25 protein-coding genes and 1 pseudogene are annotated in these 26,582 nt (G+C 52.3%); 11 read left to right on the top strand and 15 right to left on the bottom strand.

The annotated features are described in order from the left end of the window. Positions 1 to 9: 9 nt before the first annotated feature. From CFLAV_RS04535 to CFLAV_RS04520, 4 genes are read right to left on the bottom strand one after another with little or no spacing between them, the layout of a single operon-like run. A complete protein-coding gene (locus CFLAV_RS04535; protein WP_007413454.1) occupies positions 10 to 963 on the bottom strand; it encodes an efflux RND transporter periplasmic adaptor subunit in 954 nt (317 codons plus the stop codon). A gap of 3 nt (positions 964 to 966) precedes the next feature. Further along, entirely contained in the window at positions 967 to 1,707 is a 741-nt protein-coding gene (locus CFLAV_RS04530) for an ABC transporter ATP-binding protein (protein WP_007413453.1), read from the bottom strand. Then, positions 1,700 to 2,839 carry an ABC transporter permease gene (locus tag CFLAV_RS04525; protein WP_007413452.1) on the bottom strand — a complete coding sequence of 380 codons (1,140 nt, stop codon included), beginning with the start codon at positions 2,837 to 2,839 and terminating at the stop codon, positions 1,700 to 1,702. Before CFLAV_RS04525 ends, CFLAV_RS04530 begins: the two co-directional genes overlap by 8 nt. A 2-nt stretch (positions 2,840 to 2,841) precedes the next feature. Further along, positions 2,842 to 3,504, bottom strand: coding sequence for a CerR family C-terminal domain-containing protein (locus CFLAV_RS04520; RefSeq protein WP_007413451.1), 663 nt, complete (start codon positions 3,502 to 3,504; stop codon positions 2,842 to 2,844). A gap of 122 nt (positions 3,505 to 3,626) precedes the next feature. Here CFLAV_RS04520 and CFLAV_RS04515 point away from each other — a divergent pair, with 122 nt between their 5' ends. Next, positions 3,627 to 4,349 carry a RibD family protein gene (locus CFLAV_RS04515; protein WP_160164482.1) on the top strand — a complete coding sequence of 241 codons (723 nt, stop codon included), beginning with the start codon at positions 3,627 to 3,629 and terminating at the stop codon, positions 4,347 to 4,349. Here CFLAV_RS04515 and CFLAV_RS04510 read toward each other — a convergent pair whose 3' ends face one another. Further along, a complete protein-coding gene (locus tag CFLAV_RS04510; RefSeq protein ID WP_007413449.1) occupies positions 4,350 to 4,796 on the bottom strand; it encodes an OsmC family protein in 447 nt (148 codons plus the stop codon). It abuts the gene before it with no gap. A 229-nt stretch (positions 4,797 to 5,025) separates the two neighbouring features. On the opposite strand from CFLAV_RS04510, the gene CFLAV_RS04505 reads away from it, so the two are divergent. Continuing rightward, on the top strand, positions 5,026 to 5,256 hold the full coding sequence (locus CFLAV_RS04505) for a hypothetical protein (protein WP_007413448.1): 231 nt from the start codon (positions 5,026 to 5,028) through the stop codon (positions 5,254 to 5,256). Between the two features lie 291 nt (positions 5,257 to 5,547). Beyond that, positions 5,548 to 6,264 carry a PRC-barrel domain-containing protein gene (locus CFLAV_RS04500; protein ID WP_007413447.1) on the top strand — a complete coding sequence of 239 codons (717 nt, stop codon included), beginning with the start codon at positions 5,548 to 5,550 and terminating at the stop codon, positions 6,262 to 6,264. A 162-nt stretch (positions 6,265 to 6,426) separates the two neighbouring features. Here the strand turns inward: CFLAV_RS04500 and CFLAV_RS31830 are convergent, their stop codons facing one another. After that, a complete protein-coding gene (locus CFLAV_RS31830; RefSeq protein WP_007413446.1) occupies positions 6,427 to 7,092 on the bottom strand; it encodes an FHA domain-containing protein in 666 nt (221 codons plus the stop codon). Between the two features lie 131 nt (positions 7,093 to 7,223). Continuing rightward, positions 7,224 to 10,406 carry a PAS domain S-box protein gene (locus CFLAV_RS04490; RefSeq protein ID WP_007413445.1) on the bottom strand — a complete coding sequence of 1,061 codons (3,183 nt, stop codon included), beginning with the start codon at positions 10,404 to 10,406 and terminating at the stop codon, positions 7,224 to 7,226. A gap of 252 nt (positions 10,407 to 10,658) precedes the next feature. Between CFLAV_RS04490 and CFLAV_RS04485 the strand changes: the two genes are divergently transcribed. The 4 genes from CFLAV_RS04485 to rsmH all read left to right on the top strand — a co-directional run bounded on the left by CFLAV_RS04485 (position 10,659) and on the right by rsmH (position 14,449). Beyond that, positions 10,659 to 11,708, top strand: a complete 1,050-nt coding sequence (locus CFLAV_RS04485) for a YsnF/AvaK domain-containing protein (protein WP_007413444.1) — start codon at positions 10,659 to 10,661, stop codon at positions 11,706 to 11,708. A gap of 534 nt (positions 11,709 to 12,242) precedes the next feature. Next, entirely contained in the window at positions 12,243 to 12,827 is a 585-nt protein-coding gene (locus tag CFLAV_RS04475; protein WP_007413442.1) for a response regulator, read from the top strand. 132 nt (positions 12,828 to 12,959) lie between these two features. Continuing rightward, complete coding sequence (locus CFLAV_RS04470) at positions 12,960 to 13,166, top strand: hypothetical protein (RefSeq protein ID WP_007413440.1); 207 nt, start codon at positions 12,960 to 12,962, stop codon at positions 13,164 to 13,166. A gap of 221 nt (positions 13,167 to 13,387) precedes the next feature. Then, positions 13,388 to 14,449 (top strand): 16S rRNA (cytosine(1402)-N(4))-methyltransferase RsmH, encoded by a 1,062-nt coding sequence (gene rsmH, locus CFLAV_RS04465; protein ID WP_007413439.1) that lies wholly within the window; start codon positions 13,388 to 13,390, stop codon positions 14,447 to 14,449. 63 nt (positions 14,450 to 14,512) lie between these two features. On the opposite strand, the gene ggt is transcribed toward rsmH, so the two are convergent. The 4 genes from ggt to CFLAV_RS04445 form a co-directional block, all read right to left on the bottom strand. Beyond that, on the bottom strand, positions 14,513 to 16,156 hold the full coding sequence (ggt, locus tag CFLAV_RS04460) for a gamma-glutamyltransferase (protein ID WP_007413438.1): 1,644 nt from the start codon (positions 16,154 to 16,156) through the stop codon (positions 14,513 to 14,515). 92 nt (positions 16,157 to 16,248) lie between these two features. Then, positions 16,249 to 16,614 carry a hypothetical protein gene (locus CFLAV_RS04455; RefSeq protein ID WP_007413437.1) on the bottom strand — a complete coding sequence of 122 codons (366 nt, stop codon included), beginning with the start codon at positions 16,612 to 16,614 and terminating at the stop codon, positions 16,249 to 16,251. 59 nt (positions 16,615 to 16,673) lie between these two features. After that, a complete protein-coding gene (locus CFLAV_RS04450) occupies positions 16,674 to 17,075 on the bottom strand; it encodes a hypothetical protein (RefSeq protein WP_007413436.1) in 402 nt (133 codons plus the stop codon). Further along, entirely contained in the window at positions 17,072 to 17,719 is a 648-nt protein-coding gene (locus CFLAV_RS04445; RefSeq protein ID WP_007413435.1) for a hypothetical protein, read from the bottom strand. The genes CFLAV_RS04450 and CFLAV_RS04445 overlap by 4 nt, the downstream gene beginning before the upstream one ends. Before the next feature lie 152 nt (positions 17,720 to 17,871). On the opposite strand from CFLAV_RS04445, the gene CFLAV_RS04440 reads away from it, so the two are divergent. Further along, positions 17,872 to 19,443 carry an immunoglobulin domain-containing protein gene (locus CFLAV_RS04440; protein ID WP_007413434.1) on the top strand — a complete coding sequence of 524 codons (1,572 nt, stop codon included), beginning with the start codon at positions 17,872 to 17,874 and terminating at the stop codon, positions 19,441 to 19,443. Positions 19,444 to 19,500: 57 nt separating this feature from the next. Here the strand turns inward: CFLAV_RS04440 and CFLAV_RS04435 are convergent. The 3 genes and pseudogenes from CFLAV_RS04435 to CFLAV_RS04425 form a co-directional block, all read right to left on the bottom strand. Beyond that, positions 19,501 to 20,495 (bottom strand): annotated as a pseudogene (locus CFLAV_RS04435) (malate dehydrogenase). A 122-nt stretch (positions 20,496 to 20,617) separates the two neighbouring features. Continuing rightward, positions 20,618 to 22,309 (bottom strand): FAD-binding protein, encoded by a 1,692-nt coding sequence (locus tag CFLAV_RS04430; RefSeq protein ID WP_007413432.1) that lies wholly within the window; start codon positions 22,307 to 22,309, stop codon positions 20,618 to 20,620. Positions 22,310 to 22,331: 22 nt separating this feature from the next. Next, the gene (locus CFLAV_RS04425; RefSeq protein ID WP_007413431.1) at positions 22,332 to 23,078 is read right to left on the bottom strand and encodes a succinate dehydrogenase/fumarate reductase iron-sulfur subunit; all 747 of its coding nucleotides are present in this window, start codon (positions 23,076 to 23,078) and stop codon (positions 22,332 to 22,334) included. Between the two features lie 245 nt (positions 23,079 to 23,323). Between CFLAV_RS04425 and CFLAV_RS04420 the strand changes: the two genes are divergently transcribed. The 3 genes from CFLAV_RS04420 to CFLAV_RS04410 are packed head-to-tail and all read left to right on the top strand — an operon-like array spanning position 23,324 to position 25,156. Next, positions 23,324 to 24,211, top strand: a complete 888-nt coding sequence (locus CFLAV_RS04420; protein ID WP_007413430.1) for a fumarate hydratase — start codon at positions 23,324 to 23,326, stop codon at positions 24,209 to 24,211. A 4-nt stretch (positions 24,212 to 24,215) separates the two neighbouring features. Beyond that, positions 24,216 to 24,809, top strand: a complete 594-nt coding sequence (locus CFLAV_RS04415; protein ID WP_007413429.1) for a fumarate hydratase C-terminal domain-containing protein — start codon at positions 24,216 to 24,218, stop codon at positions 24,807 to 24,809. Beyond that, positions 24,806 to 25,156, top strand: coding sequence for a succinate dehydrogenase/fumarate reductase transmembrane subunit (locus tag CFLAV_RS04410; protein ID WP_007413428.1), 351 nt, complete (start codon positions 24,806 to 24,808; stop codon positions 25,154 to 25,156). The genes CFLAV_RS04415 and CFLAV_RS04410 overlap by 4 nt, the downstream gene beginning before the upstream one ends. A 6-nt stretch (positions 25,157 to 25,162) precedes the next feature. Here the strand turns inward: CFLAV_RS04410 and dctA are convergent, their stop codons facing one another. Then, a complete protein-coding gene (dctA, locus tag CFLAV_RS04405; protein ID WP_007413427.1) occupies positions 25,163 to 26,509 on the bottom strand; it encodes a C4-dicarboxylate transporter DctA in 1,347 nt (448 codons plus the stop codon). Positions 26,510 to 26,582 lie beyond the last annotated feature (73 nt).

The following is a 26,582-nucleotide window of genomic DNA, read 5'->3' as shown; positions in this document are numbered from 1 at the left end:
AGCATCTGCTTAAGGGATCTTTGCCACCGCTGTCGGCTCAGGACGTTGTATAAATACATCCATTTGTTGTCCGACATAAAGTGGTGTCGTGGGACGATCAAATTCAAAAATGATTTGCAATACACGTGTGTCCACCCGCTCGGCACTGTCACCCGTCAACGAACGTTTGGGAACCACATATGGCTCGATCCGCACGAAGCGTAACGGAATTGGGTTCTTCGTGTCACCTTTCAAAAACGCAATCGCCGGCTGATTGGCTGCCACTAAAGGGGCATTCTGCTCATCCACATCGGCACGGATCTGCAACTTTTCCGTTTCGCCGAGAATCATCAAGGGCTCGGTCGGCGTTGTGCCAGCATATTCTCCCTCACGCACGTTCACCTGCAGAATGGTGCCATCTCTTGGCGCCCGCACAGTTAGGATATCAATATTTGTTTTCGCCAGTTCAACCTGGGCCGCAACCGCTTTAATATCCGCCTCAATCTTCGCCACCCGCGCTTGCATGCTGCGCAGGGCGAATTCCTTCCGGTTGCGTTCATCCACCGAAGCCACATTCTGCTTCGCGAGATTGTCAGTGCGTGTGAATTGGTCCTCATTATCCGCCAGCAACACCTTCTCGGATTGCAGCGACGCTTTCATTGCCTCGAGTTGCGCCTCCATCGTGACCAATTGCGCGCAAGCTTCGCGGCTGTCCAACTGGATGACCGGGTCGCCTTGCTTCACCTTGGAACCGATCTGCGCGTTCACTTTTTGAATCAATCCACCCTTCGGCGCTCCGATTTTCACATTTTCACGGGAAGCCTCAATAATCCCCGTTCCCGCCACGGAATTCGTATATGGCGACCGCGCTGGTTCCGCGAGCGGCGCCGGAGCCGCCGGCACCTGGCGCAATTTGTTGACCAGCAGCACCGTGCCGACAATGCCGGCGACGGCGAGGTAAAAACTCAATCTTTTGAATAACATAAATTAGTGTTCTCCCTTCTGTTCATATTGACTGTAACTCTCATGCACACGTTGCACCCGGCCGTCTTCCATTTCCGTCATCCGGTCGGCATATTTAAAAACGCGGTTGTCATGGGTCACGACAATGACACAACGATTCGGACTGCGGCCGATATCGCGCAAAAGCTCCATGATCTTCCCGCCGGTATCCTTGTCCAAAGCCGAAGTCGGCTCATCGCAAATCACCAGCCTTGGATCGTGAACCAGGGCTCGCGCAATGGCCACGCGCTGCTGTTGGCCGCCCGAAAGCAGGCTGGGACGATCGTTTCCGCGGCCGGCCAGGCCCAATCGGTCGAGCAACTCGGACGCCTTTTTCTCTGCTTGGGAACGGCTGACGCCATTGATCAACAAAGGCACGCTCACATTTTCCACCAGGCTCAAAGTCGGAATCAGATTGAATTGTTGAAAAATGAAGCCGACGTTCTTCTTGCGAAATTCGGTGACATCCCTGTCTTTAAGTCCATGCAAGGGTGTGCCGAATACATCGATTTCCCCACCGTTGAATGCGAGTGTGCCCGCGATCACGCTAAGCAGAGTTGTTTTGCCACATCCTGAAGGACCGACGATCATGAGCATTTCACCCATGCGAGCGTCAAAGTCCACGCCTTTCAAGGCCGCCACCTTCGCCTCGCCTGTGCCGAACGTTTTGGTCACGTTGCGGACATGCACGGCGAAACCGTTTGATTGTCCATTAGTATTAGCCACGGAACACCACCGCTGCTTCGAGTTTATAGATTTTGCGAATCCCCAGCAGAGCTGCGAACACGCAGATGAAGAGGATCACCACTAAAGTAACCAGGGGAAGTTGGTAGGGGAGCAGGAACGGCGGTTGGCCCGTTTTCAGTACCATTAGACCGAATAGGACTGTCAAGCCTACTCCCAGGCCATAACCGATGAATCCCACCGTCAGCGCCTGCACCATCAGCATGCGAGCCAGCAACCAGTTGCTCGCGCCCATCGCTTTCAGCGCGCCCAGATTCCTTAGGTTCTCCAGCACGAATGAATAAAAGGTTTGTCCGCACACCACCATGCCCACAATAAATCCCAGAATAATGGTCGTGCCGAACGAAGCCGGGATACCGGTGTTCTTAAAGAACCAACGTATGGTGGAGGCGTTGAACTCTTTTTCGGTATAGGCCTTTAAAAGTGTTTCCTTCTCGATGGCTCGGGCGGTCTGTTCAGCTGTCCAGCCGGGCTTTGGCTCCGCTAAAACAATGCTGAGCATTTTTCGGGTCTTCGGGGCAAATTGGAGCGCCTCATCATAGGTGGTGAACACATAGGGATACCCGAAGAAATGACGGTCAGTTTTGCAAATGCCAATGACGCGCGCTTCGCGATCATTGATTTCAAATGTATCTCCAATCCCGATTTTGTGTCCCTTCGCCAAGCTTAGTCTTGCCACCGCCAGTTCGTCGATCATAACAGTGTTTGGGAGTCTCAGGTCTTCCAAATGTCCACTTAAAATAATGGGCGGCCTTCCCACCAGGGTGGCTGAATCCAGGCCAATCATTTCCACAGGCTTGAAGCTTCCATCCGCAACGCGCGCCTGGATCACCCCGGTGTATAATGGGACTGCATAAGCAACCCCCGAAACACTGCGCACCCGGTTCACATCGGTATCGCGCATCGGCTTGATCTCGTTGATCTGTTCCACCTTCGGATCAACCACCCAGATCGAGGCGCGCATGTTGCGCATATGACTGGTGGTCCAGGAGAGCAGCCCGAAGAAGACGGCACATTGCTGAGTCATGAGGAGCGAGGCGAATGTCAGGCCGCCCACCAGCATAATGTATTTGGAGCGATCCCCCAGGAGCATTTTCAGCGCGAGGTGATACATAATTATTTCTTTTTTGATTTCGCAATTTCAGCGATGGCCGCGAGCGAAAAGCTGGTGATATGATCCGTGAGTTCTTCAATTTCACTGGCATCAAAACTTAAATTGGGAAACACGCGCATGACCACCGGGCGGCAGTGATGATAGAACAACACCTGGCTGACCACACTCATGCCGCAAAGGCGTATTTTCTTTTCGCTCAAGCGCGTCCCCCCCAATTCCTGGATGATGGACATTAATTCATTTTTCATCGGAGTAATCTCCTCCTGCACAATCACGTCGAGGGCTCCGGAAGGCTCGATCATCTCGCGCGCCATCATCTTTCCGTGGCGCGATTCTGGTCCCTGGGAAAAAATTCGCAGGAGAAAGGAATGAATAAAAACCCTCAATCGCTGCTCACCCGTCGCCTTCGCGGGCAATCCGAAATTTGGGGGGTATTTCTGTTTGGAAGTCTTAAAAGTTTCCTGCAAGGCGGCGCGATAAAGCTGTGCCTTGTCGCCAAAGTGATAATTTACTGCGGCGATGTTGGCCCCCGCACGCTGGCAAATTTCCCGCACCGTGGCCGCGCGAAAGCCGACTTCAGCAAAGACCTCGCTGGCAGCCTCAATCAACTGCCTTCGAGTTTTTGCCTGTGCTGCATCATCGGAATGTGTGGACTTTGAATCCATGTTTCAAACACATATTTAAAACAGCTGTTTGAAAAGTCAATGCTTTTTTGATCGCGATTTTGGAAATGATTTGCCGCCCTTTCCTCAACACGGCATGTTTTCTGGCAGCAATGGTTTCAAACGTGCAAAAGCAAAACCGGGCCAGGTTCCCATTTGTTTACCTGAACATCGCAACCACCGCGGACGGAAAGCTGGCGCCGGCCAATCGCAAGTTTGTTCCGTTTGGCAGCAAACGTGATCACGACCATTTACTGGAACTGCGCACTGAAGCGGATGCGGTGATGTCCGGCGCACGCACTGTCGATCTTTTTCCAGTAAACATGGGGCCGGGCCCCGCCAAGTACCGACGCATGCGGCTGAAAAATGGACTGGCGGAATACAATCTACGCATTGTCGTGAGCGGTTCAGGATCGCTCGATCCGCGTTCCGAAATTTTCAAACATCGTTTCTCTCCCATCATCATTTTAACCTCCGAAAGGGCTCCGGAAAGCAGGCTAAAAAAGCTGCGTGCACTCGCAGACGAGGTAATGGTCTGCGGAGGGAAGGAAGTCGATTTTAAGGCAGCACTGTCATGGTTGCGGGAAAAGTGGGCTGTCACACGGCTGCTGTGCGAAGGGGGAGGGGAGGTCAACGACGCCCTGTTTCGGGCCGACCTGGTGGACGAAATTCATCTTACCTTATGCCCCTGGGTCTTCGGCGGAAGAAACGCGCCGACCATGGCTGATGGGAGAGGAGCCCGAACGCTCGCCGACGCGAATCAAATTAAGATGAAGTCAGAGAAACGCATCGGCGACGAATTGTTTTTGGTTTATGAGGTCTTGAAGCGGGCGCGCCGCGGCATTTGACTATTTTTGGAGTGTCGCCTTCATTGTCATCTCGTCCAAGCCCGGCTTCAGCAGGCGTGATACCGGGCAGCCTTCCTTGGCCTTGGCCGCGGTTTGCTCAAACGTTGCCTGATCCACGCCGTCAACCATCCCGGTTGTTTCCAGGTGGATTTTCGAAATTTTGAAACCGGCTTCGGTTTTCGCCAGGGTGAGCGTTGCCTTGGTGCGGACTTCCTTTGGAGGATGACCGCCATCGGCAAGCAATTTGGAAAATGCCATGCTGAAGCAGGATGCGTGTGCTGCTGCGATCAATTCTTCGGGATTCGTTCCCTGTTTTTCATTCTCGAAACGAGTCTTGAACGAGTAAGGTGTATTCTTGAGCACACCAGTATCGGTGGAAGTTGAGCCCTGACCGTTTTTCAAATCACCCCTCCAGGTTGCTTCCGCCGAACGCTGTATATCTGCCATAAATTATCCCTTTGTTTTGGTTATATAAAACCCGTTTATTTCAACTCCGGCTTCATGCTTAACTGACGATTGGATTTTTCACCAGTTAAAAGCTCGGTGCAGGCACTGGGGTAACCACCCTATTTTCCTTATCCAGAGTGACGCCTATCCTCTCAGCGCTATCCTAACTCTACCGGGTTCTGTCACGCTTTTTAGGACAGGCAAGTGAAGTTGATCCATACAACACCGTATGAAAATCTTCATTCAGCATAAACGAACCTCGCTGTACCTGACCAGAAATAACGAGTGGGTGAAATCTTCGAATGAAGCTGTGGATTTCCCCAGTTATGATATAGCAGTTGCGTTTGCCTCCGAGCATGACTCAGCCAACCTCCAGGTGATCCTTAAATTTGCGGATTACCCGTACAACATCAGTCTCCCCATGCAGAAGCAACCTCCCCGAACTTCCTTACAAATTTAAGGGCGGACGTAGTAGAATACCCCATGGTCTGTTCAGTCAAAATAAAGTATTCATGTATTGTCTGTTAGTTCCTTATTCACTAATCATGGGTTGAGGGATCACAGGCGAGCGACCTCTTTAGTGGGGCCGCTCTTTTTTTCCCCTCATCTGTTGCCCGATCTGCGATTCTGAGTAAGCTCTTTTCCCCATTGTTCGACCTCTGGACGGAGTTAACTTGTGTTAGTGTCTCACTACGACCAGCTTTCGCTGGATCTATGTTGGTGGACGAAACTGAAAACATAAGGAAGTTACATGAAGTCTAAAACACTATTGCAAGCAATTGCCATCTGCGCGAGCCATTCATTGTTGGTCGCCTCGTTGCTGGCCGCTAATGCTAATAATTCGAGCAGTTCCACTGCGGACTCCAGTTCATTGGGACAGGGAGCACCCGCGACTGCTTCGTCATCAGATTCTTCCACCGGTTCTTCGCATATGTCTCATCGCTCCGAGCGCTTGAGTCAATTAATGGGAACGACGGTGAAAAATGCGCAGGGCGAGACTCTGGGTCAAATCAATGATTTCGTCATCAATCCCATGTCCGGACGGATCCAATTTGCGATCATTTCCCTGAGTGATCCTTCGCAAAGTGGAAAACTGACTGCGGTGCCCTGGACCCTGGCACGCATGAGCACAGAGCCGAACACTGTCATGCTGAATGTTGACAAGCAAAAGCTTGCCAGCTCACAGACATTTGATGCCACGAGCTGGCCTGATTTCAGCCAGGCTGACTGGACTCAAAAAACTTATTCTTACTACGGGGTCCAGGAGCCTTCCTGGCGGGGAACCGGCGGACGCATTCCCATGGACGGCAATGCAACCGGGACTAGTTCCAGCAAGGACCGTGATGCCAAGCCTAATGCCGATAATGGCACGGCCCCAGACGGTCGCGGCACATTTAATCAAGGTCCTGATGTAAATCCTGACAATCAGGCCACACCCAACAATCGGGAGAAAAGTAATAATCCCTGATCAAAATCTGCACCGCGAGTCTGAATTGTGACTGCGCAGTTCAATCAGAAACCTCAAGGAACCGATTTCCTTGAGGTTTTTTATTTTTACGCACGTCCGGAAATGATCCTCCCTTTCGCAGTGGGTCCTGCCTACATCGAGGGATTTATTTTGGAATCCGGTTTAGGCGCGAGGTTGCGTGCCCGGTGGAGCAGGAGGCGGGTTGTTATTGGAGAGCAGCCGTTTGGTGGTCTTGAAACTGCTCTTAATCTTACCAACAAGTTTGCCGAACATCGACTTTTTCTTCTTTTTCATCATCGCAGCCCACGGCGTGAGCTCGACGGGATTGCTGCAGGCGGAGCATAACTTAATATAGGCGCCTCCGACGCGGCGCAGCTTTCGCACACAATGATCGCAAAAACATCTTGTGCAACTCGTGCATTCCCAGACCGCGTGCCGATTGCCATGATTCAAACAGGCGGCGTATCCGTCAGAAAGTTTGTCAGAGTGCACCGGGGCTGGAGCCTCTGGCCTGGGAAGTTCCGGAATTGCGAGCTGCACTACGGGAGCATCTAAAATCATCTCCACAGGGCCGATCTTAAGGGTTTGCCCGGAATAAAGCGCTGATTCTGTGATTGGATTCTTATCAACAAAGGTGCCATTGGTGGAATTTAAATCCCTGACGAAAACGAAGTTGCCTTCCACCAATACTTCGCAATGCATTTCAGAAACGCCAGGATCCACCACCAAATGGTCATTGGTCGCATTGCGCCCAAAACGATTAATCCCAGGTTTCAAGTTTATTTCCTGAACCTGTCTGTCACCTGATTTGATAAGTAGTTTAGCCATACTCAGAACCTCCCTTTGGTCCGGGATACTTTATGTCAGAATAATAATTAGGACCTCAAGATCTGTCGACAACAAATGTAGGCATTACGATTTGAGGACCGGAAGTTGGCCAAAATAGGGGTGGATAGAGGTTAGTTGTTATCATCCAAGCACTTACGAATTACTCGAACTAATTTGTGGGGATGGTACGGCTTCTGAAGAAAATTTAGGCCCTCCTTCAGGATAAAGTCTTTGCCTGCAATTTCTGAACTATAACCACTTGTAAACACCGCCTTTAGTCCGGGTTTTTCCGTTTGAATTTGTTCGGCCAAGTCGCGCCCACTCATGCCATCGGGCATAACCATATCGGTCAGGAGAAGGTCTATCCGATTTTTATGTTCTTTCCAAACCTCCAACGCCTTGGAACCTGAAACCGCATGCAGCACCTGGTATCCCCGGCTTATCAAAATTTTACACACCAACTCTCGCACCGCAGCTTCGTCTTCCACCACCAGAATGGTTTCCGTTCCGCCGCGAACTGCCTCTTCGAGCGGGGTTGTTCCATTCAACTTGGAACTGCTTTCGTTGCTGGCCAGGAGGAAAACCTGAAAAGTTGTCCCGACACCCGGAGAACTGGTGACTTCGATCCAACCTTGATGTTGTTTGACGATTCCATAAACAGTCGCCAGTCCCAAACCTGTGCCCTTGCCGATGGCCTTGGTGGTGAAGAATGGTTCAAAAATATGTGGCAGGTTCTTCGGCTCGATGCCGCATCCGGTGTCTGATACCTTTAAGCAGACGAAGTGGCCCGTTCTTCCTTCCGGATGTTCATTCATCTCCAAGCCGGTAATCTCCATGCCGAAAATTTTGACAGTGAGTTGTCCCCCTCCGCGCATGGCGTCGCGAGAATTCACGGCCAGGTTGAGGAGCACTTGTTCCATCATTCCTGAATCTGCATGAACGAGGGGAAGGTTGGGAGCGTAATTGAATTGCAGTGCAATGTCCTCACCCAGGATGCGGCCCAACATTTTTGTCATGTTGCTGACGACCACATTCAGGTCCAGCAGCTTGGGCTGCATCATCTGCCGCCGGCTGAAGGTAAGCAGTTGGCGTGTCAGCCCGGCCGCGCGGTCTGCTGCCTGCACAATCTGTTCCGCCGAGGTTATCATGAAATCCTCCAGCTTTCCGGAACTGCGCAAAAGCGAGGCGTGGCCCTGAATAACCGTAAGGATGTTGTTGAAGTCATGAGCCACTCCGCCGGCCAATTGTCCGATGGCATCCATCTTTTGCGAATGCCTCAACTGATCTTCGAGGCGCTTTTGTTCCGTAATGTCACGGAAGAGACCGAGCAGCAGCGGCTTTTGCCCGTGCACTTCCACATAGGAATTGGCACCTTCCAAATTAACAGTTTTACCCGAGCGAAAGGTTAGCTTGCGCTCGATGCGCCGGGCGACAGTCCGTTCCTGAAAGCGCTGGCGATAGAAGGCCAGCTTCTGTTCGAGGTTCTCGCCCACTGCATAGGTCACCGTGAATGGTTTGCCTTCCAATTCCTGCCGGTTCATTCCAACCAGCTTGCAAAATGCCTCGTTCACGGCAATGATGATGCCATTCTCATCGGTGAGCCTCATGCCGTCCACTGAGTTTTCCCACACAGAATGGAATCGGATCTCGGATCCTTTCAGAGCCTCTTCTGCTTCCTTCCTTTCGGAAATGTCACGAACGTGGAGCAAGAGGGCCGGCTTGCCGGAATAATCAATCTGGCTGGTTCTGACTTCGACGGGAATCACACGGCCATCCGAGGTTGAACTCAGACCCAGAACCTGACGTATCTCACCCGCTGCCAGTTTTTGAAAGTTTTGCCGAAACTTTTCGTGTTCTTCGGGAGGAACCAGTTCAGCCACATTTTTGCCAATCAACTGCCGGTAGGGCATTGCATGGAGCCAGCCGGCGGCAACATTCGCATCCAGCACCGTCCCGTTCACGTCTTCAACAAAAATTGCGTCTGGAGAATTTTCGAACAGGTGGCGGAACCGCCGTTCACTTTCGCGCAGCGCCTGCTCAATGCGAATGCGTTCCAAGGCGCCTCCGCAATAATCGGCCAGCGTCTGCAATGCCGCCAGGTCCTTTTCATCGTAGGCTTTCAACCGGTAGCTTTGGATCGAAAGAATCCCGATCACCCTCGTTCGATTCCGGATGGGAACAAACATCAATGAAGCCGAGGGGCGCGCCTTGTCTCCGATGGTTATACCATCATTTCCGATTGTGATGGGTTCCTGGCGAAGGATCAGCTCCGGACCATTATTGATGATCCTGCGCGTGCGGGTGGTTGGATGCTTGTCAATTTCAGTGCCCGAAATTTCAAGTTTTTCACCCCGGATCGTATCGATGGTCAGAACCGGATAGATTTTATCCTCGTCTGGCGAATACAAATTAAGTGTGCAGGCGTCCCACCCAAACAAATCATCCGCCACCTCCACGATTATTTTTGCAGCACCTTCCGAACCGGTGGCCGAACTCAGTTTTAATCCAAGCCGCGAAAGGACTTCATTATAATGTTCAACCCGGCGACGATCTGTGACATCGCGACAGTTCACCACCACACCGGAAATTTCCGGTTCATTCAACAGATTCCTGCCAATCGATTCCAAATAACGCCAGGAACCGTTTTTATGACGCACGCGAAATTCGGAAACCGTGGTGGTCTCGGGGTGTTGCAGACAATGCTCCAGGTCCTCGCGCACCCTGGCATGGTCGTCCGGATGAACGAGATTGAAGACACTGGTGCCAATCAGTTCCTGGGGAGCATAGCCCGCCACCCGTTGGATGGAGGGGCTGTTGTAAATAAAAACCGCTTGCTGATTGATGATCGTGACGATGTCGATCGCATTTTCTGAAAGCGCACGGAAATATTTTTCGCGTTGTGCGAGCGCGGCCTCTGCACGCAACCGGTTGGCACGTTCGCCCGCGACACTTAATGCGCGGCGAACGGCAGGAATCAGGCGTTCCGGCCAGTGTTTGAGGACGTAATCAGTCGCTCCAGCTTTGAAACCTTCGATGGCAGCCTCTTCGCCCATGGCGCCAGAAACCAGGAGGGTGGGAATGTCCGGGGTGTTTTGCCGGGCAAATTTGAGTGCGCTGATGCCGTCATAGGCTGGCAAACGGTAATCTGCGATGATTAGATCGAAGGTTTCTCGCGCCAAAGCTGATTCAAACTCTTCCTTTGTTTCTATGCAAACCACCTCGGCTTGGAAGCCTTCCGCCTGCAGCCTGGCTTGCACCAACTCGGAATAACTCCGATTGTCTTCGAGATGCAAAACCCGCAGAGGTGATTTCATCCCGGAATTTTTGCACGGTTCTTTTATCTGGTTCAAGATTTCAAGTGCGTATTTAGAACCTATTACGCACGTAAATGTTACGCGTGCGTATGAGAATGGTGACGTTCCGTCCTTTAAGGTCTGCCCCTCTTACTCCAATCCTCGAAAAGTCCAGTTTTTCCTCGGTGGGTACTTACCCCGTTTGTTGCCTTCCCGTTGGCAACTTAGGTTGGCTAACGGGTGTTTTAAATAAAACACGAACAAAGGATTGGTATGAACATATCAGATAGAAAAAATAAAATCAAAAATACGGTTGTAATAGCATCCTCCCTGCTTTTAGTGGCAGGATGCTCCAGTACGGGGAGTCACGCCAAGTATCAAACGGAGCAGGCTCCAGTTTACAGTTATAATGAGTCAACTACCCAAGCTGCCTCAATGGGCGCCACGGGAACCAGTGCTCAGACCCAGACTGGTGCTGCAATGGGTGGTGAAACCGCCGGCCAGACGGTAATTCCCTTGGAAAAGGAAACCGTCCAAATTGGAACTCAGCCGGTTAATACTGGCGGTGTTCAACTCCGTAAGGTCGTTCGAACCGAGACGGTTACCCAACCCGTCCAGGTACGAAAGGAATCCATCGTGGTGGAACGTATCCCGGCTGGCGCTACCGGCGCTCAGTATAGCCAGGGAGGCGGAGGGACTAATTCATTGAGCACACCCTTCCAAGGCGGCGAATTGGTAATAAACCTGCAGGACGAGACACCAGTGATCCATACCCAGACGGTTCCAGCGGGTTCTGTTGTTGTTCGCAAACAAGTGAGCACTCAACCCATGAATGTTCAGCAGCAGGTTCGGCGCGAGGATGTGGTCGCTGTGCCCATAGGCAACACACAGGCTATCACCATCTCGAGCAATGTAACGGCTTCTTCTCAAAACGAGGCTGTCGGTGCGGCTCCGTCAACGTCCGGTCAATCCACCGGGGCAGCAGGTTCGGGTGCCATTACTCAACTGAATCAACTCTCAACAACCGCCGATCCCACCTCACTTGCCGGCCAGACGGTGAACATCAGTGAGGCAAAAGTGCAACGTGTGATAGGCGATCGTCTGTTGGTCTTGCAGGGGAGTGACAGTGCCAAACCTGTGTACGTCGTAATGTCACAACCAATGCCCAACATTACCGCTGGTCAAACGGTTTCCCTGAACGGAACCGTTCAGCAGGTGCCTTCCTCACCCACCAGCCTGGGATTGGATCAACAAGGCAGCCAAATGCTGCAGGACCAACAAATATTTGTTCGGGCCTCGAGTGTTACTCCAATAAGCAAATAAAATACCGGAGACTTGGCTCAAGGCCTTTGACGTATTCTCATGGTCAGAGGCTGGAATCGATTTGTTCCAAAGCCGGCAAAGGCGGCAGCTCAAGTAAATTAAGCTGCCGCCTTGAACAAATGCGGAACCTGGCAGGGCTTCTGGTGTTTTAGTGGGAGGCCTTGGGGTAACGCGGTAGGCTTGCCGGACCTATTGTGTTTCCCTGCTCGCCATTCTGACCCTGGGTGACCCCGAGTTCATTTGGCTGGCCTCCACCCATGGCTTTCTGGCGGTTTTTCTCTTCGTTAATCCTGTCCATCCGACGCTGACTGCGACGGCGTTTAATCCTCTCTTCCCGATGATTGGATATGTTTTGCGGGTTCTGCATAAATTCCTTTTTTTCCCGGCTTCGCTTGCAACCTTTGAATGTGCCGTTATACTTCCAATATCGAATAAACGCTCCCGAGTCGCAACGGGTGGCCTGAGTTTTCAAAACTGAATAAATTTAGGGGAACACCCTATTTCCATCCACCCCGTCCAAGTTAGAATTTTTTTGTGGACCCGAGACAGGTTGGCTGGTGGTTGGGTGATGCGGGATACATTTGGTTTGAACAGCCAGCCGGGATTCCAGAAGAGAAATTTATCTTCAGAAAACAACAATTTACGCAAGCGACTGAGAACGGAATGGAAAACGAGCCTTTTACAATTTTGGTGGTTGAAGACAATGCAGAAGAGGTAATTCTGCTTCAGCGCGCTTTCAAAAAAACCGGCATGGATATCGCCGTTCATTTTGTGGTCAATGGCGAGGAGGCGATCGATTATTTGAGTGGCGCAGACCGGTTCAACGACCGGATCACCTATCCGGAGCCTGACCTGGTGGTGATGGATTTGAAGATGCCCCGGAAAGGCGGCTTTGAGGTTCTGGAGTGGTTTAGGAATTTGCAGGAAGGCGCTTTAATCCCGGTGATTGTCCTTACTTCATCTGATCGCGAATCGGATATTCAGCGCGCCTATAGTCTGGGTGCGAACTCTTATTTTATCAAACCCACCAGTTTTGAAGAATTTCGTGACATGATCAAAGTGGTCTATGATTACTGGGCTCTTGCCAGAAGGCCAAAGCCCCTGGTCGTACGGCATTGAAGGTTTTAATTTTATTTTTCTCGCCGATGGAATCCTCCTTTGCTTCTTTTTTCATCACGGTAGGAAGAGTCACATTCGGTTTCGGGGTTACTCCCCATTCATTCTAAATTTCTGCATGTTAGGTATTAAAGCATGAGCAAAACCTACGTGATTCATTGGGCGTCCAGGATCAACGGACGAATGGGGAAGGGCACCACCCTTTTTGAAAAACAGGAAGCAGAACAACTGGTCAAGGAACTCAATCATGATTTTCCGGATATTCACCACGAAATGGTGGATAATGGTAATGAAAGTCAGCCAGTTCATCCACCGGAGCCGGTAACAGCGTGCCAGGCTTGAGGATATAAACTGCACAAGGAAAATACCAACGGGTCAGAAAGCAAGGTTTGCAGAGTTCAGACTCTGAACCTTGCTTTCTTTTTTATGATGCGGCGGACGGAGGAAAATCTTTGTAAAGCATTAGATTTCGTTTTTTGATCCTGAATAATGGCGTCCGGCTTGAATGCTTCCTCTTCTTCTGGAACAGTGTCCTTGCCTGGCATTCACCGGCAAGATTTAACATGAATCCGGAATCAACACCTGCGTCCCCGCACAAACGGCGGGTTCGTTATAGCGGCAGACATCCCCGTCGCTTTGAAGAGAAGTACAAGGAACTCAATCCCGAGCGCTACGGGGCTGAGGTGCAAAAAATTATTGAAAGTGGCAAAACACCTGCCGGAAGTCACCGATCCATTTGCGTACGTGAAATTATGGAGGTCCTGGCTCCCAAGCCAGGGGAGATTGCAGTTGATGCCACCTTGGGTTACGGCGGTCATGCACTGGAGATTCTCCGCGCCATTCAGCCTGGCGGGCGATTAGTAGGGTTGGACGTGGATCCAATGGAAATGCCGAAAACCGAAACACGCTTGCGTTCGGTTGGTGCTCCCGCGGAATCATTAATTATCCGGCGGTCAAACTTTGCCGGCCTGCCGCAGGTGCTCGCTGGCGAGGGGATTCCTGGAGCGGATATCATTCTTGCGGATCTGGGTCTTTCCTCGATGCAGATCGATAATCCTGCCCGTGGATTTACCTTTAAGTTCGAAGGGCCTTTGGATTTGCGGCTGAACCCGGAGCGTGGCCGCCCTGCCTCGGCATTGCTTGCCACGCTCAAAGAGCCTGAATTGATCCGCATATTACAGGACAATGCCGATGAGCCGGATGCCGGTTTGCTGGCCAAAGGCATCCTGCAAGCCCAGTTGAGGTACCCGATCACCACCACAACCGGGCTGGCGGAGGTAATTCGAGAGGCTTTTCGGTCAGCACACCGGAATAAAACAAAAGATGAGGCGAATACATCGATTCGTCGTGTTTTCCAAGCGTTGCGTATAGCTGTTAATGACGAATTTGGCGCGTTGGACATGTTTTTGCGGAACCTGCCAGGATGTTCAAATTCGGGCGGACGGGTGGCTATCCTAACCTTCCACTCGGGCGAAGATCGTCGGGTGAAAAAGGCATTTCAGGATGGGAAAAGAGCAGGGGTTTACTCCAGTATTGCCGAAGAAATTATCCGTCCCAGCCGTGAAGAAACCCGCTCCAATCCGCGGGCTTCGTCAGCGAAACTGCGTTGGGCGATTCGCGCTTGAAATAGTATTTTAGACCGCCCGGTTGCAACGCGGATGCGGCGAGGTTGCCGAACTGCGAAAAAACTATCGCGCCACGCCGCGACATTCTCCCGTTTTGGGGTTAAATGAGACAGCGCTAACGTAGGCTTGTGGACCAACTGTAATTTTGTAACCCAATAAAGCCAGGTAATCGACCTCTGCTTTGGGCCAACTATTTTCAATTTCCACACTCATATTTCCTTCATTATGCAAACGGGGTGCAGCGATGGCTTCATCCATCGATTTTTCGAGTGCGACATAGTTGGTTAGAAAACCGAGAATGGAATTCGGAATCGTTCGGCCACCCGCTCCACCCACGGCAAGCACCGGTTTCCCTTTTCGCGTTACAATACTGGGGCACATATTGTGCAGAGGTCTCTTTCCCGGAGCCACGGAGTTTGGGTGACCCGGTTTGGGATCAAATCGCCACATGCCGTGTCCCAGCACCAGCCCTAATCCCTCGATGGTTACTTTGGAACCAAACGCCCCGCCTTGAGTTAATGTCATCGCGACCATGTTCCCAGCGCTGTCGACGGCACTTAAGTTCATCGTCCCATCATCGATAACCTCGGGGGTGTGAATGGAGAGAGGTTTTTTGTCTTTTACCGTTTTACGGACCTGATTCGCCAACTCGTGGGCATAATCGCGGGAAAGAAGGTGTTTGATGGGCACTTCCACCTGTTCCGGGTCACCCAGCAACGCAAGGCGATCCCGCCAGCTCAATCTTAGAGCTTCCAGAAATGCATGAGTCCTCTCAGGCTCAGACCGCAGTTTCTTCCAACCCATTTCCTGGAGAATATTCAATATCTGAACAATGGTAAGACCACCTGCAGTAAGCGGGGCTGTGTGGATGGTCAGGTTGCCCCATTTGAGCGATAATGGTTCCACTTCACGAGCCCGGTATTCAGCGAGGTCTCTGGTCGTAACCAATCCACCATTCTTCTGGAACGCATCCGCGATTTTGCGGGCTAGTTCGCCATCATAAAACGCATCGGCTGAGTTGCTTTCAGCCAGGGTTTCCAACACTTTCGCGAGGTCTGGGTTTCTAAAAATTTCGCCTTCCTTCAGCGGTTCGCCATTTTTTAAAAACAATCCGGCGGAGCCAGGGAATCGGCGCAGAGCAGGAGCGGTGCCGCGTATCGCCCTGGCCATGCTGGCACTGACTGGAAAACCATTGCGCGCCAACTCAATTGCCGGGGCAGCCAGTTTGCTCAAAGACCTGGTTCCGTAGCGTTCCAACGCCAGTTGAATTCCGGCCAGCGTTCCGGGGACACCAGCCGCCAGCCAGCCAGTGCTGTTCAGGTTGTCTTTGACTTTTCCCGTTTCATTAATTTGGAACATGTCGGCGCGCGCGGCTGCCGGTGCCGCGCTGTTGTAATCGATGCAGGTGACCTTGTTGCTCCCGCCGAACGCGATGGTCATATGTCCTCCGTACCCAGCCAGACCGCATTTGTTATTGGCCGTTACACAGGTTACCAGAGCTGCCGCGACAACTGCATCAATGGCATTACCACCTTCCGCCAAAACTTTCATGCCCGCCCTGACTCCATCAGGATCACCCGAGACGGCCCCCGGATGATTGACAATTCCGGTTTCCCTGCCCCATGAGATTTCCGGTAACATCACGCTAGCTGCAATCGCTGTGCCGCCCAGTTTCAACACCTCGCGACGTGTGTACATTTTGCTCATGATCTATTCTTATGTGCTTAAGTAGTTCAACTTCCAAGCATAAAAGCGTCCTTCAATTCATGGTTGTGAGCAAGCGGGGGCTTGCGTTCTGGCTACCGTTCGAACCTTACCCAGGATTTTAACTTGTGGTCTGAACCAAAGGTGAGTTGCAGATGTTGGTCCGCGGTGGCGTGAAATGTATCGGGTAATGGGCTGTTCCAGAAAGCCGGTGTGCTGCTGGTATTTCCCTGGGAAACTCCGATGGTTCCTGGCGTGCCACGCTGGGTGATCCATTCGGCCATGATGGAGCCATCTTTCTGAGGCGTGGAATGTTGAGGAACACCTAAATCCTGGACAGCTTGGTTATAGGTGTAATTTCCGACGCGATGATCCCAGTTTGGTATTTCGGGAGTGGCGCACCCGGCCAACAGGAGCAGGGTGCCAAGGAGGGAAAGCAATCGGTTATTTACAATTATCACCGGGAAACTTTATCAAACGCAGACCTCCGCTGAAACACTGTAATTTCGGGACTGCGGGTTCACCTGGCAGATTGTCTCCATGATTGCAGCCTGCCATCAGAACCAAATGTGAGACGAAGATATTGGTCCGGCACCCGGGAAGTTTCGTAAGGCACCTGGCTTTCCCTTATGCCTGGAGTTACCTGCCCTGCATCCATGCCAAAGCCAACCGATCCAGGGCGTCCCTTCTGGGCAAGCCATTCGGCGACTCGTGTTCCGTCCGGCTTCACCTGGGTTGATTTTGGTGGCCCCAGTTCCGCCACGGCTTGATCATAAGTATAATTTCCAACCCGGCCGTTCCAGTTTGCGTGCGAGTTGGTGCTGCATGCAGTGAGAAACAGCAAGGACGCCGAAGTCAGCGCCAAAAACCAAACCTGAATCGAACTGAAAAAGCGACAAATCGTTGAAGATCGAAAGTTCATGGTGTGCTTAATTCCCTATACAGAGTTCCATCATCAGAGATTACTGTTCTTGGGTTTAAACCCGGGTCCTTAAAGTCGAATTTATAGAGAGTGTGCGTGCTCGGTTGAACGTCCACCACCACAGAGTTGGGAGACGTTTGTATAAGGGTGCGTTTCACCGGTTCCGGAAGACCGGCAACCACGCTTAATCCGGATGCATTGCCCCCGGTTTCACTACCACCCAGGCTACCAGGAGCTCCACCGGCAACGATGGTTGGCGGCGGCCTTGCTGTAGTAGCAGTAGCAGTTGTTGTAGTAGCAGTCGGATTGCTACGAATGGAGGTGATGCTTCGAACTGAGCCCTCACTCACGAGGGTTCCATCCTCCGCGATATAAAGGTTGGGACTCACGCCCGGATTGGCAAACTTAATTTCGTACACTTCACGGTTTGAACCAGCCACCTTATTGATATCGCGAATGTCAGCAGAACCTGCCTGAGATGTGATGGTTCGCTGCACCGCAGACGGCAGCAGCGCAAATTTGGTCCCGGGACTATTCGTTGTGTAAAGGGGATGCGTTTCGGCAACGTATTTTTCCTCCTCACTGGTAATGCAACCGGCTGCGAACAGTAAAAATGCCAGTAAACAGCAATATACAAATCTCATAGTGTTCCTTCCGTGAGAAAGTCGGTTGCATTAGCCATAAATTCTAATGGGGTGATTACCGCAGGTCCGAACAGGATTGGTCGTAATTGGAATCGAACACTTCCTCAAAGAGCGGACTTGAGAGCAGCGAGTAGCTATGGGACAGTGGGTTCATGTCGCCGAGGTACCTATTCCTGCTCTTTGGTATCATGCTGTCCGTCGTCAATGCAACCAAGGCGCAAACGCCTTCCTGGTCACAGTTCTTAAATTCTCCCGGCCCAAGCAGTATTCGTCATGATGACATTTACTTCACTGATCCTACGAATGGTTGGGCCAGTCAGAACAATTGGATTTACCGGACAACCAACGGTGGGATGAGTTGGACGACAAACCTTACATCGGGTGGGACACATTTCCGTTCGATTGCCTTTGCCACGCCACAGGTGGGTTTTGCAGGGAATCTGGGCCAAGGGTCTTACGATGGAGGGACCACTGATACCAATGTGCTTTATCGTTCCTATGACGGCGGAATTACCTGGGCCAATGTGCCGGGCTTTGCGGAAGCAGGCATGAAGGGACTCTGCTCAATCTTTGTTTTGGACTCGCAACATATTTATGGCGGCGGGAGAGTGCGTGGTCCGGCTTTTTTCATCAAAAGCACGGATGGCGGCACGAATTGGACCATGGTCAATCTGACAGCCCAAAACGTGATGAACGGGATCATGGACGTTTATTTTAAAGATCCCACCAATGGCTGGGCGGTGGGCATGGATACTCATTCGTTCAGCTCGCCACCTTACTACGGACGTATTGCCAGAACTACCGACGGAGGAGCAACCTGGACGCCAGTTGTCACCACCACGATTGCCAACTGTTACTTCTGGAAGATGTCCTGGCCGGCCACCAACATCGGCTACGTCGCTCTACAGCAGAATGGTTCCTCCAGCACCATTGTGTTTTACAAAACCACTGATGGGGGAAATAACTGGGTTTCCAACGGCATTCCACTTTCCTCGGTGGGAGCCGCCTCGTTTTATTTGCAGGGACTGGGCTTTGTAAACACCAACGAAGGGTGGATGGGCGGTTCGTCAGTTGCTCCTTACTCAACGTCCTTTCTGCACACCACAGATGGAGGAGCGACCTGGCAGGCAGCCGGTTATAGCAACACGTTTTTTATTAACCGCATCAGGTTTTTGAGTCCAACCCTCGGCTTCGCTTCGGGAGGCAACCTGCACATTTACAGCATTCCCCCGGCCATTACCAACCAACCTCAAAGCCAGACCGTTCTGGGTGGCACGAACATTACGCTTTCGGTTGGCACCGTCGGGACCAGCCCCTTGAAATACCAATGGCTCAAAAATGGAACCAACAATCCGGGTGCGACAACGGCTACGCTGGCTTTGAATAACCTCACCCGCGTTGATGCGGGAACTTATTCCGTCGTTATCACCAATGCCGTGGCGGGGTTGCAAAGCAGCAATGCTGTGGTTCATGTCCTGGTTCCGGAGAGATTGGGCGAACCGGTGTTGCTTCCTGGCGGCGAGGTAAGTTTGCAGTTTGCTGATGCAGATGGCGGTGCCTTGCTGACGACCAATGATCTTGCGACCTTTGAAGTTCAGGTCAGCACCAATTTGGTTCAATGGAGCGTGATTACCAACGCGCTCACGCTAACCAATGGGACGGTGGTGTTGCGCGATATCATAACCAGCGTACCCAGCCGATATTATCGCGTTTTGGAGCATTAAGTTTGGCATAAAAAACCTCTCACTTCAGGGGAAGCGAGAGGTTTGGTGAAGAAAGTTCTACTTCTTGATCAGACCGAGTTCAGTCGCCATCGCTTTTTCTTCCTTCAACTCATTGACCGTGGCATCAATCCTCGCTTGCTGAATTCGTTGATCGACAAGCCTTGGACGATTTCGGTTTTGCTGCCATTGCTGCGCACGGGGAAACCGCAGATGATGCCCTTTTCAATGCCATAGCTGCCATCGGAGCAGACACACAGGCTGTGCCAATCGCCAGCGGGTGTCGGACGCACGATGGAATGAACGCTGTCGATAATGGCATTGGCTGCACTCGCCGCGCTCCCTGCGCCGCGCGCCTTGATAACCGCGGTGCCGCGCTGTTGGACTGTGGGAATAAATTCGTTCTTCAACCACGTCTCGTCCTGGATGACATCCGTCACTGGTTTGCTGTTAATTCTCGCATTGTAGAAATCGGGATACTGGGTCGCAGAGTGATTGCCCCAGACGGCGACGTTTGAAACGGCGGTGATATCCACGCCGGCTTTGCGCGAGAGTTGCAGCCGGGCACGGTTTTCGTCCAGCCGGGTCATGGCATACCAACGTTCGCGGGGAACTTCCGGGGCATTGTTCATGGCAATGAGGCAATTGGTATTGCACGGATTGCCAACCACGAGGATGCGCACACCCGAGGCGGCATTTTTCTGAATTGCCTGTCCTTGTCCCGTGAAGATTTTTCCATTGATGCCCAGCAGGTCCTTGCGTTCCATGCCGGCTTTGCGGGAGACACTGCCAACGAGCAACGCCCAGTTCACGCCTTTGAAACCTTCGTCCAGGTTCGCGGTGGCAACGATGCCTTTGAGCAACGGATACGCGCAATCGTCCAGTTCCATCGTCACACCTTGCAATGCAGGCAAGGCAGGTTCGATATCAATCAAGTGCAGGATTACCGGCTGATTGGGGCCGAACAGTTCTCCCGTTCCAATCCGAAACAGAAGTGAATAACCGATGGCTCCGGCAGCCCCGGTGACAGCGACACGAATAGGTGCATTACTCATAATTTATAAAGCGCAAAATTATGAGTCCCGAGATTGCAGAGGCAAGTGGAATGTCGGTTGAAAAAGTGATTTCTGAAACAGAAGTATCTTTACCGCATTTGTAGAAATCGATTGAATCTGCTTCAAGGCTTCAGCCGGTCCAGCTTCACTGGCGCAGTCCACATCTTGAGCTTCTCGCCGTCGCGGGAGACGTAGATATTTAGGAGCCAGTTCGCGTTGTCAGGTTCGGAGAAATCCTGGCGATAATGTGCGCCGCGGCTGTCTTCACGCAGCAGGGCGCTGCGGGCGATGAGCTCCGAGGCGGTGAGCAGATTACGCAAATCGAGGGCTTGCTGCCAACCAAGGTTGAACAGGCGACCGCCTTTGGAGGCGATCTTCGAAGCACGTTCTTTCAGGATAGTGATATCCTGAATCGCCTGCTTGAGCTTGTCGCCATGGCGCACGATGCCTGCGCGTTCCCACATTACTTTTCCGAGTTCTTCACGCAGTGCAAATGGGTTTTCGCCCTGGTCGTGCGCGAGGAAGGCGTCGGCGGTATCGATGGCTTGCTTGATTTGCTCTTTTCGCGCTTCGACGTGGTCTGAGTCCTTTACCCATTGCACCACCGTATCGCCGATGCGAGCGCCATAGACGGTGGATTCGGCCACACCGTTGCCGCCCAAACGATTGGCTCCGTGCACTCCACTGGCGTCTTCACCAGCGGCGAACAAGCCAATGAGATTTGTGAAGCCATCGCGGTTGATGCGCACGCCGCCCATGTTGAAGTGGGCAGTGGGGCATACCTCAACCTTTTCGCGCGCCAAATCCGAGCCGATGCGCAGGCAACGGTCGCGCATGCCGGTGAAATTTTTCTCCACGAACTCAGCGCCCAGGTGCGAAACATCAATCCAGACACCGCCGTTCTCTGTGCCGCGTCCTTCTGAAATCTCCATGTAACCGGCGCGCGATACGCGGTCGCGGGTGGAACGTTCCTTGCGCTCGGGATCGTATTTTTCCATGTAGCGCTCGCCCTTGCCGTTGAAGAGATGTGCCCCGGCACCGCGCAAACCTTCTTCGAGCAAAGCGCCATTCAACCGTGAGCCGGGCACCACCAAACCGGTCGGATGGAATTGCACCATTTCCATGTCCATCAGATGGGCACCGGCACGAAAAGCCATGCCAAGGCCGTCACTGGTTTTTTCCTGGGCACAGGCGGAGCGCTGGTACATCAACGGCCCGGCTCCCGTGCAGAGAACCACGGCTTTGCTTTTGACAGTGATGTAAACGCCGCGTCGAATATCCAGCAATACAGCGCCAATCACCCGCTGGCCATCTTCCGTGGTGAGCAGTTCCAAGCCGCGTGTTTCCTGCAAACATTTGATGCCCGAGCGAAGCACTTGATCCCGCAATCGCGCCATGATCTCGATGCCGGTTAAATCACCTTTGTGCACCGTGCGATCAAACGTCTGGCCGGCAAACGCTTTTTGGTGGATACGTCCATCGGGAGAGCGATCGAACAAACAACCGATTTTATTTTCCAGTTCGAGGACAATACGTGGAGCATCATTGACCAATGTCCACGCGAGGTCCTGATCATTGATAAACCCGCCGCCTTTAACGGTATCCTCAAAATGGGCCTGCACCGAGTCCTTGGGATTCAGCACCACATTGTAACCGCCTTGAACCATGCGTGTGCAACCGCTTTTCCCGAGAAGTCCTTTTGAAACCAGAAGAATATCCGCTTTGGAATCACGCCAATAAGCATGTAGTGCGGCCATCAAACCGGCGCCGCCAGTGCCAAGGATCAGGATGTCAGTGGTCAGTTGTTCGGTCATACAAATCAAAAGTGTGCTGCGCTTATGCTTTTGGCGAGGTACCAAAGAGGCGTCCCAACAAGGAGCGAAATTGATGTCCCAGTGACAAACGCTTTAAGCGTTCAATGGAAGCCGTAGGAGAGATGCCGCGTGGGCAAACGTCACGGCAGTTGCCGAGAGTGTGGCAACGAAATGCTCCGGCTTCTCCACCAATAATGTCCATGCGTTCCTCCCGTGCGGCGTCACGTGGGTCGACAATCAGATTCAAAGCGCGGTGCAAGGCCATTGGTCCGAGATAACGCGGATGCAGCGTGACGAGCGAGCAGGCTGAATAGCAGGAGGCACAATCAATGCATTGTGGCTGGCGATCCAATGCCTTGCCTTCGGCACTGTCTTCCGGAATAACCGCAAAGTCCTTCAAGCCTTCCTTCGCGACGAGGTGGGGCAGGGAACGTTGGTAGGCGTTGAAGAAAGGTTGTAAATCCGTCGCCAGATCGCGCACGACCGGCAGATTGCGCAGGGGTTCAATCTTCAGTTCAGTGCCGACTGACTTGACCAAAGTACTGCAGGTGAGGCGTTCGCGGCCATTCACCACCATGGCGCACGAACCGCACATTCCAACGCGGCAGGAAAAACGAAACGCAAGGTCAGGCGCGTCGCCACGCTGAGCGGCGAACAGTGCATCGAGGATGCTGGCGCGCTCGCCGACTTCCACGCGATGCTCTTCAAAGTGTGGGGCCTTATCGCTTTCCGGCGTGAAGCGATGCACTTTGAGCGTAACTTTAAGCATGTCACTGATTATGTAGCATGCAGACTGAGTTGCAACCGGTTTTGAGTGGTTCTGTGGGAGGATTATGACCTACCTCGCGCAGGCTACTTAAGATTGAGGCCGTTGAATTGTTAAAACAGGATTGCAAACACTTTCGCCAGACCTACAATTACTGTCTAAATCTTCATGCTAAAAACATGTGTATCGAGAAGATAAATCCTAACTGCCTGCTCAGCCCCGCGGTCGGGCGGCAAGGTTAAGCTTTCATGGAAGTCCCCGAAAATTTCTACGGTCTGGTCGAAACCACCTGTCGCGACCTTTACATCCAGTCTCTCAAGCAAATTCCCGATGATGTGGTGGATGCCATTAAGCGGGCGGCAGCTCGGGAGACCAAGGAAGTCGCAAAGCGCATTTTCTCGCATTACCTGCAATCCATCGACCTGGGGCGTCAGAAGGACATGATGGTTTGCCAGGATACCGGCATCCCAATTTATTGGGTGGAGATCGGCGGCAATCTTCGGCTGGACGGTTCGCGTTTGACACAGGCCATCACCCGAGGGACGGAACGCGCGACTCGCGAACATCCATTGCGTTCCAGCATAGTCTCGCCACTCAAGCGCGAAAATCGCCAGACCAGCACGGGCGACCGGATTCCCATCATTCACTACGATTTCGTAGCCGATTCCGATGTGCTCGAGATACTTTTCATGCCCAAAGGTTCCGGTTCGGAAAACATGTCATTCATGAAGATGTTGGTTCCAGCCGATGGGATTAATGGCATCAAAAAATTTGTGCTGGAGCAGGTGATTGGAGCTGGAGCAAAACCTTGTCCTCCCACGATTGTTGGCATCGGCATTGGCGGTTCGTCCGATCTGTGCATGACGCTGGCGAAGAAGGCGACAACGCGTCCGCTCGGTTCCCCCAATCCAGATCCACAGATTGCAGCGCTCGAACAGGAGTTGTTCGAAGCCATCAATAAGACAGGCATCGGGCCGCAAGGCTTGGGCGGGAACACCACGGCCCTGGCGGTGCATATTGAATCGGCGTGGACGCACATCACCTGTAATCCCGTGGCAGTAAACCTCCAGTGTTGGCGGGCTGAGCGGCGTCGCGCCAAACTCTGGGCTGATGGACGTGTCGAACTGAGCTTTTAATTTCATGGCTGACTATCGTTTCAAAACTCCGTTGACCGAAGCCGATGTGCGGCAGTTGTCTGTTGGCGATTCGGTGACTCTGGATGGTGTGATTTTTGGTGTGCGCGACGGCAATTTGATCCGCGTGTTTGATCAACAGGTCGCACCGCCCGTCGATTGGCGCGGGGCGGCATTGTTGCACACGGCACCCAATGTGCGAAAGCTTGGTCCCGGCAAGTATGAGCCGGTTTCTGTGGGCACGACAACGAGTATGCGCATGGACCGGTTCACCGAGGGTTTGCTGCGCGATTATGGTGTGCGCGCGATTTTGGGCAAAGGTGGACTTTCAGAAAAGAGCGCGCAACTGATGGCGCAATATGGAGCTGTGTATCTTTCGGTGACCGGTGGAGCAGCGGCGTTGGAGACCTTGCAGATTGAAGCGATTGAACAGGTTTATTGGGAGGATTTGATGCCGGAGTGCATCTGGCAAATTCGGTTCAACGGTTTGGGACCGCTCACGGTTGGCATTGATGCCAAAGGAAATAATTTGCAACACGAAGTGCAGGCCGAAGCTCAAAAGCGGGCGGCGGAAATTCTCAAGCAGATGGGAGTGGCATGAAGGTACGCAACTTTCAGAGTTATCGCGGCACCTGGGCGTGGCTGACGCAACGTATCAGCGCCATTGTGTTGTTCCTGCTGATTCCCTTGAAGATTTACAGCGGTTGGGCGGCGAAAGGGAAGGTCTATTTTCCTGATTGGCTGGGTTCGAGTCGGAAGGTTCACTTCAACTCTGCGATTGATATTCTGCTGTTGCTGGCTTTTCTGCTGCACGGGTTCTACGGACTGCGGGTTATCCTCATAGATTTTGGTATTATCCGGGAGGATAAGTTTTTTTGGAGGACGTTGGCGGCAGTAGTGGCGCTCTTCGCGGTGGCGGTTTATTACGTTTACATTCGCGCGGAGTAGGTGCTCCTACTCAGCCCGATTTTCCGCGGTGGGAACAGCCAGTGGTTGAAGATTTTCTGCTTCCGCAGATGCCCTTGAAGGGCGTTTATTGTCCAGGACTTCGGCGGCCTTTTTCTCGTCGAATTCCTTTTCCCATTTGGCAATCACGACTGTGGCCGTGCCATTGCCGATGAGGTTCGTGGTGGCGCGTGCGGAAGCCATCAATTGATCGACGCCGATGATGAGGAGCATGCCTTCGACGGGAATGGTTCCCAGAGCTGAAAGGGTGGCGGCCAGGGTGATGAAGGCGCTGCCTACGACAGCAGCGGCACCTTTGGAGGTGATAAGGCAAACGAGGATAACGGCCAGTTCCTGCCACATGGTGAGATGGGTGTTGGTCGCCTGCGCAATGTAGAGGGCGCCAAAGGTGAGATAGATCGAGGAACCATCCAGATTGAATGTGTATCCCGCTGGTAACACCAAGCCCACGACGGGCTTTGAACAACCGAGAGCTTCCATCTTCGCCATCATCCGTGGAAATACCGGTTCGGAAGAGGCGGTGCCGAGCACAATGAATATTTCCTCGCGAATATAACGGAGGAATTTCCACAGGCTGATGCCATTAAATTTAAGCAACAGGCCAAGGCAGACGACGACAAAGAAACCGCACGTCAGATAGACTGAGGCCAGCAACTTTCCGAGTGAGATGACGGAACCCAAGCCCAGTTTGGAAATTGTAAATGCCATGGAACCAAATGCCGCAATGGGGGCAAGCTTGATGATCATGGCAATCATCTTCATCAGGGCATGGTAGATCTGGTCCAATAAGTAAACTACCGGCCGGTTGGATTGACCCAGGGAGGCAAGAGCGATTCCGAACAGGACGGAAATTAAAAGCACTTGAATGATCTCGCCTTCCGCGAAGGCGCCAATCATGGTTTGGGGAATGATGTTTAGAAAGAAGCCGGAAATGGTCTGATCATGCGCCTTGGAAACAAACGTTTCGACATCCTTGTGATTAAGGCTGCTGAGATCTGCATTTACTCCCGCACCGGGATGAAACGCTTTAACCACCAACCAGCCAATGACCAAGGCCAGAGTCGTCATCACCTCAAAATAAATCAGGGCTTTCAGGCCGATGCGTCCTACGCGATGCATGGTGCCCAGACCGGCTATGCCCACCACGACGGAAGTAAAAATAATCGGGGCCACCATCATTCTGATGAGTCGAATGAAGCCATCGGCAAGAATTTTTAGTTCAATGCCGAACTTGGGAAACGCATATCCGACCAGGATGCCGATCAGAATTCCCACCAGTACTTGAACATACAAAAGGCCGAGAATCGATTTGCGGGTGGCGGTTTTATTGGTCATTAAAAATGCGCGTTGGCTTTATTTATAACTAACTCATGTTAATTAGTAGAGATTGTTTAGGGCAAGGATAATT

The organism is Pedosphaera parvula Ellin514 (assembly GCF_000172555.1).
Lineage (GTDB): Bacteria > Verrucomicrobiota > Verrucomicrobiia > Limisphaerales > Pedosphaeraceae > Pedosphaera.
The sequence above is the reverse complement of the archived record's forward strand: the minus strand, read 5'-3'. Positions and strand labels throughout refer to the sequence as shown.

Bases quoted from the DNA above. Each gene is read 5' to 3' on its own strand.
- CFLAV_RS04535 (WP_007413454.1), bottom strand. From the start codon at position 963: ATGTTATTCAAAAGATTGAGTTTTTACCTCGCCGTCGCCGGCATTGTC.
- CFLAV_RS04525 (WP_007413452.1), bottom strand. From the start codon at position 2,839: ATGTATCACCTCGCGCTGAAAATGCTCCTGGGGGATCGCTCCAAATAC.
- CFLAV_RS04520 (WP_007413451.1), bottom strand. From the start codon at position 3,504: ATGGATTCAAAGTCCACACATTCCGATGATGCAGCACAGGCAAAAACT.
- CFLAV_RS04510 (WP_007413449.1), bottom strand. From the start codon at position 4,796: ATGGCAGATATACAGCGTTCGGCGGAAGCAACCTGGAGGGGTGATTTG.
- CFLAV_RS04505 (WP_007413448.1), top strand. From the start codon at position 5,026: ATGAAAATCTTCATTCAGCATAAACGAACCTCGCTGTACCTGACCAGA.
- CFLAV_RS04500 (WP_007413447.1), top strand. From the start codon at position 5,548: ATGAAGTCTAAAACACTATTGCAAGCAATTGCCATCTGCGCGAGCCAT.
- CFLAV_RS31830 (WP_007413446.1), bottom strand. From the start codon at position 7,092: ATGGCTAAACTACTTATCAAATCAGGTGACAGACAGGTTCAGGAAATA.
- CFLAV_RS04490 (WP_007413445.1), bottom strand. From the start codon at position 10,406: ATGAAATCACCTCTGCGGGTTTTGCATCTCGAAGACAATCGGAGTTAT.
- CFLAV_RS04485 (WP_007413444.1), top strand. From the start codon at position 10,659: ATGAACATATCAGATAGAAAAAATAAAATCAAAAATACGGTTGTAATA.
- CFLAV_RS04470 (WP_007413440.1), top strand. From the start codon at position 12,960: ATGAGCAAAACCTACGTGATTCATTGGGCGTCCAGGATCAACGGACGA.
- rsmH (WP_007413439.1), top strand. From the start codon at position 13,388: ATGAATCCGGAATCAACACCTGCGTCCCCGCACAAACGGCGGGTTCGT.
- ggt (WP_007413438.1), bottom strand. From the start codon at position 16,156: ATGAGCAAAATGTACACACGTCGCGAGGTGTTGAAACTGGGCGGCACA.
- CFLAV_RS04450 (WP_007413436.1), bottom strand. From the start codon at position 17,075: ATGAACTTTCGATCTTCAACGATTTGTCGCTTTTTCAGTTCGATTCAG.
- CFLAV_RS04445 (WP_007413435.1), bottom strand. From the start codon at position 17,719: ATGAGATTTGTATATTGCTGTTTACTGGCATTTTTACTGTTCGCAGCC.
- CFLAV_RS04440 (WP_007413434.1), top strand. From the start codon at position 17,872: ATGTCGCCGAGGTACCTATTCCTGCTCTTTGGTATCATGCTGTCCGTC.
- CFLAV_RS04430 (WP_007413432.1), bottom strand. From the start codon at position 22,309: ATGACCGAACAACTGACCACTGACATCCTGATCCTTGGCACTGGCGGC.
- CFLAV_RS04425 (WP_007413431.1), bottom strand. From the start codon at position 23,078: ATGCTTAAAGTTACGCTCAAAGTGCATCGCTTCACGCCGGAAAGCGAT.
- CFLAV_RS04420 (WP_007413430.1), top strand. From the start codon at position 23,324: ATGGAAGTCCCCGAAAATTTCTACGGTCTGGTCGAAACCACCTGTCGC.
- CFLAV_RS04415 (WP_007413429.1), top strand. From the start codon at position 24,216: ATGGCTGACTATCGTTTCAAAACTCCGTTGACCGAAGCCGATGTGCGG.
- CFLAV_RS04410 (WP_007413428.1), top strand. From the start codon at position 24,806: ATGAAGGTACGCAACTTTCAGAGTTATCGCGGCACCTGGGCGTGGCTG.
- dctA (WP_007413427.1), bottom strand. From the start codon at position 26,509: ATGACCAATAAAACCGCCACCCGCAAATCGATTCTCGGCCTTTTGTAT.